Origin of the sequence: Nocardiopsis listeri (assembly GCF_020741345.1) — a bacterium.
GTDB classification, from domain to species: domain Bacteria; phylum Actinomycetota; class Actinomycetes; order Streptosporangiales; family Streptosporangiaceae; genus Nocardiopsis; species Nocardiopsis listeri_A.
In genome coordinates, this window is sequence record NZ_DYZD01000345.1 from 1 (window position 1) to 7524 (window position 7524).

A 7524-nucleotide genomic window follows, 5' to 3' on the forward strand; every position below is an offset into this window, starting at 1 on the left:
GTGCTGATCGCCAACTTCATCATCGACATCATCTACGTCCTGGTCGACCCGCGGACGCGGGTCCAGATGACTGGAGGCTCGTCTTGAGCAACGTTGCGGGCGCGCCGGGCTCGGACGGAACCACCGAGCCCCAACCCGTGGTGGAGCGCCGGACCTCCGAGACGCTGCACTTCGCCAAGCGCAACCCCAAGCTGTTGATCGGTTCGGGGATCGTCCTGATCCTTCTGCTGCTCGGGCTCATCGGCCCACTCTTCGTCGACCACGGGCCGAACGTCTACATCGGTCCGCAGAGTCAGCCGCCCAGTGCCGAGTACTGGCTGGGCACCACCACGTTCGGCCAGGACATCTGGGCCCAGTTCGTCTACGGGCTGCGTTCCACCTTCATGGTCGGATTCCTCGGCGGTGGCATCGCTTTCGTGATCGGCACCGCCATCGGTTTCATCGCCGGGTACAAGGGCGGGATCGTCGACGAGATCCTCAACATGCTCACGAACGTGGTGCTGGTCCTTCCGGCCCTGGTCGTGCTGATCGTGGCCGTCGCCTACCTGGACATCAAGGGTGTGTTCGTCCAGTCCCTGTTCATCGGGATGACCTCCTGGCCGTGGGCCGCCCGCGCGGTCCGTTCCCAGGCGCTGTCCCTGGCCACGCGCGACTACGTGGATCTGGCGCGGCTCAGCGGACGACGCACCGGAAAGATCATCACCACGGAGATCGCTCCCAACATGAGCTCCTACCTGGTGATGTCCTTCATCCTGCTGTTCGGCGGGGCGGTGCTCATCGCCGCGGGCCTGGACTTCATCGGTCTCGGCCCCTCGGACGGTGTCTCACTGGGCCTGATGTTGCAGAACTCCTTCACCTGGAGCGCGTTGCACCTGGGCATGTGGTGGTGGTTCATTCCGCCGGGCGCCGGGATCACCGCGATCGTCGGTTCGATGTACATCCTCAACGTCGGGTTGGACGAGATCTTCAACCCCAAGCTGCGGGAGCTGTGATGACACTCCGCGTCAAAGACCTGAAGGTCTATTACCAGACCCTGCGCGGGGACGTCCACGCCTTGGACGGGGTGGACTTCGAGCTCGCCGACGGCGAGATCATGGGCCTGGCCGGGGAGTCCGGCTGTGGCAAGAGCACCCTCGGCAAGAGCCTGATCCGCCTGGACTCGCGGATGCGCCACGTGGACGGCACGATCGAGCTGGACGGCGAGAACGTCCCGATCGCCAAGGACCGGGAGATGAACCGGTTCCGCTACCACGAGATCTCGCTCATCCCGCAGTACGCGATGAGCGCCCTCAACCCGACCCGCAAGATCGGGCGGATGATCAACGAGTTGCTCCAGTCACGCGGAGTGCGACCGAGCGAGGTCGCCGAGGAACTGAACCGTCGCCTGGAGCTGGTCGGACTCGATCCCGACGTGCTCAAGCGGTTCCCCATCGAGCTGTCCGGCGGCATGAAGCAGCGCGTGGTCATGGTGCTGGCCACCTTGCTCAACCCGTCCCTGCTCATCGCGGACGAGGCGACCTCGGCCCTGGACGTGTCCACCCAGCGGTCGGTGGTCGAGTCCATGGTGGAATTCCGCGACCGTGGCTACGTCAAGAGCATGATCTTCGTGACCCACGACATCTCGCTCGTCTACCAGATGGCCGACACGGTCATGGTGATGTACGCGGGGCGGGTCGCGGAGAAGGCTCCGGCCGCCACGATCATCAACGACCCGCAGCACCCCTACACCAAGATGCTCATCGGCGCCCTGCCGGAGGTGGGCGCGACCACCTCCGAGACTCGCCTGGAGGGCATCCCGGGAACTCCGCCCGGTCTGCTCCATCCGCCCACCGGCTGTCGGTTCAAGGCCCGGTGCCCCATCGCCTCGGAGGAGTGCTCCGAGACTCCGCCGCTGGTGGAGATCGAACCCGGCCACTGGGCCGCCTGCTGGAAGACGGGGAGGTAGCGCCGTGCTGGAACTGAGCCATGTGCACAAGGTGTACCGGGTGGGCGCTTTCGGCGGCTCGACGCTGCGTGCGGTGCGCGACGTGAACCTCGTGGTGAAGCCCGGTGAGGTGGTGTCGCTGATCGGCGAGTCCGGCAGTGGTAAGAGCACCATCGGCAAGATGGTGCTCGGCCTCACCAAGCCCAGCCAGGGCACCATCACCTTCGAGGGCAAGGACGTCACCCGCCTGCGGGGGTTCGGCGAGAAGAAGGAGTACTACCGCCACGTGCAGGGCGTCTTCCAGGACCCCTTCAGCTCCTTCAACCCCATCTTCAAGGCGGACCGCGTCTTCGAGATGATCCGTTCCTCCTACTTCCCGGGCGTCTCCGACGCCGACTGGAGGGAGAAGGTCCTGGACGTGATCGGTACCGTCCGTTTGGACCCCGACAACGTCCTGAACAAGTACCCGCACCAGCTCAGCGGCGGCCAGCTGCAGCGACTGCTCATCGCGCGGGCGCTGTTGTTGGACATCCGCCTGCTGGTGGCCGACGAGATCATCAGCATGTTGGACGCCTCGACCCGTATCGACGTGCTCAACCTGCTCGCCGACCTCAAGGAACGCGGCCTGGGGATCCTGTTCGTCACCCACGACCTGTCCCTGGGCAACTACGTCAGCGACCGGTCGGTGATCCTGCGCAAGGGCGCCATCGCCGAGTTGGGGCCCACCCGCAGGGTCTTCGAGAACCCGCTGCACCCCTACAGCCGGCACCTGCTCTCGTGCGTTCCCCAGCTGCACCGCACCTGGGCCGAGGTGGACGCCGAGCTGGCCGCCGACCCGCCCGAGGACGTCGTCCTGCCCACGGTCTCCGAGGGCGACGACTCCGCACCGCTGGTGGAGGTCGAAGAGGGCCACTTCGTCGGGATCGATCAGCGCTGAACACCCGTGACACCGACGGGGAAGCACCACACCAAGGGAATGAGGAGCACGCATGACCGCGTGGTTCGACCTGCACGACGGCTGGACGCTGGCCGCGACGCCCCATGAGGGCGCGCTCGCCGAACCGGCCGCCGCGCTCCATGGGGCCGGGGGGCTCACCGCGACCGTGCCGGGCTGTGTCCACACCGACCTGCTCGACCACGGTCTGATCGAGGACCCCTACCTCGACGACAACGAGACCCGGCTGGGTTGGATCGGTCGTACCGACTGGAGCTACGGCCGCTCGCTGGCGGCGGAGGTCGAGGCCCTGGCCGGCGGCGCGCCGGCCGAACGCGTCGACCTGGTGTGCGAGGGACTGGACACCTTCGCCACCGTCCGGGTCGGCGACCGCGAGGTGGGACGTACCGCGAACATGCACCGGTCGTACCGGTTCGACGTCACCGAGGCGTTGGACCGGGCCGGGACCGGCCCCGACCTGGAGGTGCGTTTCGACGCGCCCTACCGGCGCGCCGAGGCCGAACGCGACCGGTTGGGCCCGTTGCCCGCCGCCTACGACGAGCCCTACCAGTACGTCCGCAAGATGGCCTGCAACTTCGGCTGGGACTGGGGGCCGACGGTGGTCACCTCCGGGATCTGGCGGCCGATCCGCCTGCACGCCTGGTCGACGGCGCGCCTGGCGTCGGTGCGGCCGCTGGTCTCGGTCTCCACCGAGGGCTCCCGAGGGCGGGTCTCCCTGCGACTGAACGTGGAGCGTACCGACCCGGGGCGCGACACCGTGTTGACGGTGACCGCGTCGGTCGCCGGGGTCGTCGGGGCCGTCACCGTCCCGGCGGGGGAGGACGAGGCCGCCCTCGACCTGGAGGTGAACGACCCCGACCTGTGGTGGCCGCGCGGCCACGGCGGCCAACCCCTGTACGACCTGTCGGTGGAACTGTCCGCGCCCGGTGTCGTCCTGGACACCTGGGAACGCCGGATCGGGTTTCGCAACGTGGCGGTGCACAGCGCCCCCGACGAGCACGGGGCGGCCTTCGCGGTCCGCGTCAACGGTCGCGACATCCTGGTCAGGGGCGCCAACTGGATCCCCGACGACACCTTCCCCTCCCGGCTGGATCGGGACCGCTACGCGGAGGCGATCGACCAGGCCTGTGCGGCGGGTATGAACCTGCTGCGCGTGTGGGGCGGTGGGATCTACGAGGCGGACGACTTCTACGACGTGTGTTCCGAGCGGGGCGTCCTGGTCTGGCAGGACTTCCTGTTCGCCTGCGCCGCCTACCCGGAGGACGAGCCCCTGTGGTCGGAGGTGGAGGCGGAGGCCCGCGACGCGGTCGTCCGCCTCGCCCCGCACGCCTCGCTCGCCGTGTGGTGCGGCAACAACGAGAACATCTGGGGCCACGAGGACTGGGGATGGAAGGAGAAGTTGGCGGGGCGGTCCTGGGGAGCCGGGTACTACCTGGACCTGTTGCCGCGGGTGGTGGCCGAACTCGATCCCACCCGCCCCTACTGGCCGGGCAGCCCGTATTCCGAGGGCGAGGGCGTGCACCCCAACGACCCGGCCCACGGCACCATGCACCTGTGGGACGTGTGGAACGAGCTGGACTACACGGTGTACCGGGACCGCAGGCCGCGGTTCGCCGCCGAGTTCGGATACCAGGCGCCGGCGAACCACTCGACCCTGCGCGCGGCGGTGTCCGACGACCCGCTCACCCCCACCTCACCGGGCGTGCTGCACCACCAGAAGGCGATCGACGGCAACGGCAAGCTCGCTCGCGGGCTCACACTGCACTTCGGTGACCGCGAGTGGTCCTACGACGACTGGCACTACCTCACCCAGGTGAACCAGGCCAGGGCGCTGACCGTGGGTATCGAGCACTTCCGTTCCACCTGGCCGTACTGCACCGGAACGGTGGTCTGGCAGATCAACGACTGCTGGCCGGTCACCTCTTGGGCCGCGGTGGACGGCGCGGGCAGGCGCAAGCCCCTGTGGTACGCGCTGCGTCGCGTGTACGCCGACCGGGTCTGCACCGTCCAACCCGTCGACGGCGGGCTGGCCGTGGTGCTGGGCAACGACACCGACACCGAGTGGGTGACGGAGGTGACGGTGACGCGTCGTGACGTCGCAACGGGTGCGGAACTGGCGGCCTCCTCGCACCCGGCGCGGGTGGCACCGCGCGGTGCGCTGCGGGTCCCGGTGCCGGCGGAGGTCTCCCGGGCCGGCGAGGCGGCCGGTGAGGTGATCACCGTCGACGGGGCGGGGGACCGCGCGTGGTGGTTCTTCGCCCGAGATCACGAGATCGCCTACAGAAAACCGGAATTCGAAGTGAAAACCCGGGTCATTGGTTCCGATTTGCGGGTGAACGTGCGGGCCGGAGTGCTCTTGCGGGATCTGGTCCTGAACGTCGACAGGATCGCTCCGGACGCCGTCGTGGACAGCGCCCTGGTGACCTTGTTGCCGGGGGAGGAGCACACGTTCACCGTTCACGGTGGTGCCGACCTCGACCCGGGGGAGGTGGCGGCGCCACCTGTCCTGAGGTGCGTCAACGACACGCTTGCGACCTCTTCGTGAGCAACCCGTGACGCTCTGGTGATCGTCGCCCGCGTAACACGGGTTCCCCGCACGGCCCGCCGGTATTCCTCGGCGGGCCGTGCGTGTTGCCACACTCGAAACCCTCACTCGGGGGGCCGACTGTGGTACGTTCAAGGTGATTGTTAGTCGTTGAATTTCGCAGTTGGTGTCTTGCCCGCGGAGTTTGTGACCGGCGGGCGGTTTCTCATGGAGTCGGCTCGCGGCAATTATCGGGCGTGAGTATGCGTCCGTGTTACACCGAGCTGAAGGAGAGAACATGGCTCAGGGAACTGTGAAGTGGTTCAACGGCGAGAAGGGCTTCGGCTTCATCTCCCCCGACGGCGGCGGCCCCGACGCCTTCGTTCACTACAGCGCCATCCAGGGTTCGGGCTTCCGTAACCTGGAGGAGAACCAGCGCGTGGAGTTCGAGATCGTCGAGGGCACGCGTGGCCCGCAGGCCGAGAACGTCGTCGCCATCTAACGATCGCACAGACGTAGCGTCGTCGCCCCACTTGACAGGGGCGTGAACGTCGCCGAACACCCCCGGACGGGTCCCACCCGCCGGGGGTGTTCCTTTGTGCGCGCACGGCGCCGGACACACGAACGCCCCGACCGTGGGGAAGACGGTCGGGGCGTTCGACTATTCGGATCAACCGGCCAGGAGACGCTCCGTGCGCTCGCGCACCTCGGGGGTGTCCAGGCCGCGCACGGTCACGGTGGTGCGGCGACGCAGCGCGTCGTCGACGGTCACCGCCCACTCGTGGTCACGGGCGAAGACGACCTGCGCCCACACGTCCGGTCCGTCCGGGTGGATGCGCTCGCCCAGCTCCGGCCGGTCGCGGACCAGGGCCGCGATGTCCATGGCCAGGCTTCCGTAGTGGGTGGCCAGGTGTCGGGCGACGAGCGGATCCACGCGAGCCCCCGGCTCACGGTCGATGATGAGTCGCTGGGTGACCGCGTCGGGGCTGGCCAGGCCGGGCAGCGGGACGGTCCGCAGCGGGTCGGCCATGCCCTCGCCCAGTGGTACCGACGACACCTTGCGCAGCTCGTCCACCACGGTCCGACCGATGTGCCGGTAGGTGGTCCACTTGCCGCCGGCGACCGACAACATTCCGCCGCGGCCCTGGGTGACCACGGTCTCCCGCTTGGCGGAGCTGGTGTCGCCGGGGCCTCCCGGCAGTACGCGCAGACCCGCGAACGAGTACGTCATCCGGTCACGGTCCAGGTAGGCGGGGTCGATGCCCATCGACGCCTCGCCCAGGATCTGGTCCACGTCGGAGGGGACCACGCCCACGTCGGCAGGGTCGCCCTCGTAGGCCTCGTCCGTGGTCCCGAGCAGCAGGTGGCCCTCCCACGGGATCGCGAAGGACACCCGGTACTTGTCCACCGGGATGGTCAGCGCCGCGCGCCACGGGTCCGGGGTGTTCAGTACCAGGTGGGCGCCCTTGGACAGGCGTACGCTGGGCGCCGCCTTCGGATCCTCCATGCGACGCAGGTGGTCCACCCACGGGCCGGTGGCGTTGAGCACCAGCCGCGCGTCCACGCCGAACTCCTCGCCGCAGACCCGGTCGCGCAGTTCGGCACCCGTGACGCGTCCACCGGTGGTCCGCAGTCCCCGCACCTCGGCGTGGTTGAGCACCACCGCGCCGGCGTCCACGGCCGCGCGCACCGACATGACGGCCATGCGGCTGTCGTTCATCTGGTGGTCGCTGTAGGCGGCCACCGACTTGAGCCCGTCGGTGCGCAGACCCGGGGCCAGGCGCTTGGCCTGCTTGGGGGAGAGCAGCCGGCCCATGCCGTCGCCGAAGGCCGACAGCGCCGAGTACAGGAAGACGCCCGCACCCATCTTTGCGGCGCCGTGCGGTCCGTCGTTGTAGATGGGCACGAGGAAGGGGCGGTGGTTGACCAGGTGCGGGGCGATGTCGGAGGCCAGCGAGCGGCGTTCGCGATGGTTCTCCGCGACCAGGCGCACGTTGCCGGTCTGAAGGTAGCGCAGCCCGCCGTGCACGAGCTTGGAGGAGGCGCTGGAGGTGGCGCCGGCGAAGTCGCCGGCGTCGACCATGGCCACACGCAATCCGGCCTGGGTGGCGGTCCACGCCA

At 68.7% G+C, this 7524-nt stretch carries 6 protein-coding genes; 5 read left to right on the top strand and 1 reads right to left on the bottom strand.

Features of this window, described 5'->3' with window-relative positions; all coding sequences use genetic code 11:
- The first annotated feature begins 83 nt into the window (after positions 1-83).
- The 5 genes from K8V84_RS18505 to K8V84_RS18525 all read left to right on the top strand — a co-directional run bounded on the left by K8V84_RS18505 (position 84) and on the right by K8V84_RS18525 (position 5905).
- Positions 84-992, top strand: a complete 909-nt coding sequence (locus K8V84_RS18505; protein WP_304076571.1) for an ABC transporter permease — start codon at positions 84-86, stop codon at positions 990-992.
- A complete protein-coding gene (locus K8V84_RS18510; RefSeq protein WP_304076574.1) occupies positions 992-1945 on the top strand; it encodes an ABC transporter ATP-binding protein in 954 nt (317 codons plus the stop codon). Before K8V84_RS18505 ends, K8V84_RS18510 begins: the two co-directional genes overlap by 1 nt.
- A gap of 4 nt (positions 1946-1949) precedes the next feature.
- Positions 1950-2861, top strand: a complete 912-nt coding sequence (locus tag K8V84_RS18515; RefSeq protein ID WP_304076577.1) for an ABC transporter ATP-binding protein — start codon at positions 1950-1952, stop codon at positions 2859-2861.
- A gap of 52 nt (positions 2862-2913) precedes the next feature.
- The gene (locus K8V84_RS18520) at positions 2914-5424 is read left to right on the top strand and encodes a glycoside hydrolase family 2 protein (RefSeq protein WP_304076579.1); all 2511 of its coding nucleotides are present in this window, start codon (positions 2914-2916) and stop codon (positions 5422-5424) included.
- Positions 5425-5701: 277 nt separating this feature from the next.
- The gene (locus K8V84_RS18525; protein ID WP_067601566.1) at positions 5702-5905 is read left to right on the top strand and encodes a cold-shock protein; all 204 of its coding nucleotides are present in this window, start codon (positions 5702-5704) and stop codon (positions 5903-5905) included.
- Between the two features lie 168 nt (positions 5906-6073).
- On the opposite strand, the gene K8V84_RS18530 is transcribed toward K8V84_RS18525, so the two are convergent.
- Positions 6074-7524, bottom strand: a 1451-nt coding sequence (locus K8V84_RS18530) for a glycerol-3-phosphate dehydrogenase/oxidase (RefSeq protein ID WP_304076582.1), incomplete at its 5' end; no start/stop codon positions are given.

Excerpts from the sequence above, each read along its gene's own strand:
- K8V84_RS18520 (WP_304076579.1), top strand. The coding sequence starts at position 2,914 with ATGACCGCGTGGTTCGACCTGCACGACGGCTGGACGCTGGCCGCGACG.
- K8V84_RS18525 (WP_067601566.1), top strand. The coding sequence starts at position 5,702 with ATGGCTCAGGGAACTGTGAAGTGGTTCAACGGCGAGAAGGGCTTCGGC.
- K8V84_RS18510 (WP_304076574.1), top strand. The coding sequence starts at position 992 with ATGACACTCCGCGTCAAAGACCTGAAGGTCTATTACCAGACCCTGCGC.